3 protein-coding genes are annotated in these 3,443 nt (G+C 35.6%); 1 reads left to right on the top strand and 2 read right to left on the bottom strand.

The window, feature by feature from the left end:
- Positions 1–75 precede the first annotated feature (75 nt).
- The gene (locus MSI_RS13150) at positions 76–1,182 is read left to right on the top strand and encodes a lipopolysaccharide assembly protein LapB (protein ID WP_009108013.1); all 1,107 of its coding nucleotides are present in this window, start codon (positions 76–78) and stop codon (positions 1,180–1,182) included.
- A 5-nt stretch (positions 1,183–1,187) separates the two neighbouring features.
- On the opposite strand, the gene MSI_RS13155 is transcribed toward MSI_RS13150, so the two are convergent.
- Together MSI_RS13155 and MSI_RS13160 are read right to left on the bottom strand one after the other, a co-directional pair.
- The gene (locus tag MSI_RS13155; protein WP_009108015.1) at positions 1,188–2,699 is read right to left on the bottom strand and encodes a hypothetical protein; all 1,512 of its coding nucleotides are present in this window, start codon (positions 2,697–2,699) and stop codon (positions 1,188–1,190) included.
- Between the two features lie 65 nt (positions 2,700–2,764).
- Positions 2,765–3,443 (bottom strand): sugar transferase (locus tag MSI_RS13160; RefSeq protein ID WP_039925036.1); only part of this gene is annotated, 679 nt, incomplete at its 5' end.

Consider the following 3,443-nt stretch of genomic DNA (forward strand, 5'->3'; position numbering starts at 1 on the left):
ATAGTTCAAACAATTTCACCGGAAGATGCCGATAAAGTATTTGAAAAGGAATTGAATTCTTTATAGGTATTAATAATGATTAAAAAAATTACTGCTTGTGTTATTTCTCTTTTTGCTTTTGGAAGCCTGACGCTTTCTGCTTTAAACTTAAGTATTAATGAAGACAGTATTAAAGCTTACCGCGAGGCTGTCCTCTGTTTTGAGAATCAGAATTATGGCGATGCCTTGAGTTTTTGTGAAAATGCAATTTTATACCGCAAGCAGCTTTCTGAATCAAATAAAAAATATCTGGAAAAAAGCATGTCTTCCCGCCGTGTTCAGAGGGCTGGAGACAGTATAAATGCAATTCTTACTGTTCTTGAAGAAAGAAACGAAAGAGATTCAATAGACGTAATCAAATATTATTATATGAAAAAGGGAGAAGCCTTCTTTGATGATTCAATTACAAAGATGATTTCTTATATTGATGAAATTAAAGATTTTCCTGAAGCTCAGTGTCTTATAGGGGATATTTACCTTATGGAAGGTGAATATGATTTTTCTGAGCAGTATTATCTTCTTGCTATTAAAAATGCCAAAGTCCTTGATATTCCAAATCAAAAATATGAAATCTATTTAAAGCTTGCAAGAATAAGTGAACTTAAAAAAGATTTCGGTAAAATGGAAGAAAGACTTCTTTCTGTCCTTACTGAAGATAAAAATTATATGGACAAGGCTCTCTTTTCTGCCATGATGAATACAGTAACTTCTAATCACCCTGATTCTATGGAAAAATTCTTTCAGTTGTACAGGGCAGACTCTTATTATACGATTGTTGCTTATTCAAAACTATGTGATTATTATTATGGTCTTGGAGAAATTCAGAAGGCCTTGCAGTTTGCACTTCTTTCTGTTCTTACAGATTTCTCACGAATGGAAGAAATAGTTGCTTCCCGTAATATTGACTATACCTATAAAAATCTTGAAGAACTTTTTTATGAAATCAGTTTTTATCCGGATATTCTTGAATGGTGCAATAAAAATGAAGTGTGGAATGCCTTTTCTACTTTCTGTGAAATCTTAATTAAACTTGAATATAAAAACTTTGCTCTTTCTCTGCTGAAGGTTCTTTCTTCTTCCTGTCCTGAAGAATACTGGCAGAAACATTCAGTACTAGAACTTGGGAAACTTCAGCAGAATTAATTGAATTAGTATTGTAATCCGAGTCCAATAGAAAGTTCGTACTTTGAACCTGAACGCCAGTCATTTTCAATTGGCATTTTAAGCTTTTTAAGTACTGTTCTTGCAAGATCAATTCCGGCACTGATGCGGAATACAAAGCCCGACCATTTAAGAGGGTAGATAAGTACTTCTAAACCGCCGCAGTAGAAACCGTCACGAGGATCAAACCAGCGGTCTGTAATCTTATTGTGAGTAAGGGCAATATCCACAAATGGAGAAACCTGAACATCAACATTCAGCTTGTTAAGTACCTTAGTTTCAAAGCTTGTTGTAAAGAAGTGGATAGGCATATCAAGATTCAATACAAAGGCAGAAATTACAGTACACATTTTTGAATCTGTATCTTCATACTTCAAATCATCACGAATACCGCGCAGGCGGGAACCGATATTAGTTCCGTTAACCATTATGTATTTTCCGTGTGGATCCTGAATATCATAGAAGGCATAAAAATCTGCAGCAAAACCAAGTCGGGCAAATACATCATCCATATCTTCAAATATAAAAGATTTGTATGCCATAACTTCTGTATTAACAGATGGAGTAAATGTTCCTCTCTGAGTATTGAAAGAATAGGTATTTCCAAGAGAAAGTGATAAACCGTCGCGGAGGTTGTAAGCCCAGTTGATTCTTGAAGTTCCTATAGAATGTCCAAAGCCGATAATCGGGCTTGAAAGGTCTGTGTTCAATTCCTGAATACCGTCAAAATCCCAGTTATAAGTTATAGAAGTGTAAGGGGTGTAAGTAACTTTTCCCCAGTCATCAATTCTGGCAAGAATGATAGGAACAGAGAACTGGAAGTATTCCTTAAAGTAAATGTCATCATCATACTTTCTGTAATCAAGGTTTCTGATAAATGACTGGTCAAATTCCCATACAAAACTATGTTTATTAAATGGAAGTTCAAGCTTTAAGCCTGTTTTTGCATCCCATTCAGGGGAAGATGCGTCCAGATCCCAGTTAAAGGAATAATCATTAATCCAGGTTGCGTTAAAGATTCCGGCTTTAAAAGGATGGTCATAAGAAAAGCCTAAGCCGATTTTATTTTTTGAATCTTCAGAGGCCGAATCCTTTACACTGAGGTTTAATTCCATACCCATGCTGTTCATGGAACCAAGGAAGTTATTGTCTTTACCCTTAATCTTTAATTTGAATCCGCTGTTAGAATCATATTTTGGATAAGGGAAGGCAAGAATATGAATTGCATCCTTTGTATGAACAAAAAGAGATACTTTTCTTATTCCATTTTCATCTTCTTCATCATAAGCGTGCTGTACGTCAATTTCTGCAAAAAGTCTTGTGTTGTGTAAGCGCTGAATATAATCTTCTTTATAATGAAGAAAGGCTGCTTCTGAATCAAAGACTCTTTTTTTATCAACTTCAACATTCAATGAAAGTGTATATGAATTTGTCTTTCCAAAGCCTAAAGCGCCTTCTGATTCATAATCAACCTGAAAAAATCTGATATTTTTCTGCAAAAAGCGCTGATGAAAAAACTACCGCAAGAAATCCACAAATAACTTTTTTACTTAATTTACACATATTAGTAAGCACCCTTTCCTAAAAGAACTACCCAGACAGATTTTATTAAAATCCAGATATCAAGCCAGATAGACCAGTTCTGAATATAGTATGTATCATAAGAAATACGCTCTTCGTAACCTGTATCACTGCGGCCTGAAATCTGCCACATTCCGGAAAGTCCTGGTTTTACAGAAAGAACATAATCTTTATAATCACCGTATTTTTCAAGTTCCGGTTCAGTAACCGGGCGAGGACCAACAAGGCTCATTTCCCCAAGAAGAATATTGATAAGCTGAGGAAGTTCATCCATGCTGGTTTTGCGTAAGATTTTTCCGAACTTTGTGATGCGTGGGTCATTTTCAAGCTTGCGGTCTTTTTCCCACTGAAGGCGCATTTCTTCATTTTCGGCAAGCAGTTTTTCAAGAATTTCCTGGGAGTTTACAACCATTGAGCGGAACTTCCAGCATTTAATTGTTTTTCCGTTTCTGCCAACGCGTTTATGACCGTAAAAAACTGGGCCTTTAGAAGTGATTTTTGTAAGAAGGGCACAGAGAGCAAAAACTGGAACCCAGATTGGAGAAAGACAGAGAATTATAAATAAATCCAGAAGTCGTTTTAAAAGCTTATTAATTCTAAAGGTAAGGTTATGAACAGAAGAGAAGGCAATAATTCCTGCAATATCCTTAAGCTGCTGAGTT

The organism is Treponema sp. JC4, assembly GCF_000260795.1.
Classification (GTDB): Bacteria; Spirochaetota; Spirochaetia; order Treponematales; family Treponemataceae; genus Treponema_D.

Coding starts and splice junctions, on each gene's coding strand:
- MSI_RS13150 (WP_009108013.1), top strand. CDS start 76: ATGATTAAAAAAATTACTGCTTGTGTTATTTCTCTTTTTGCTTTTGGA.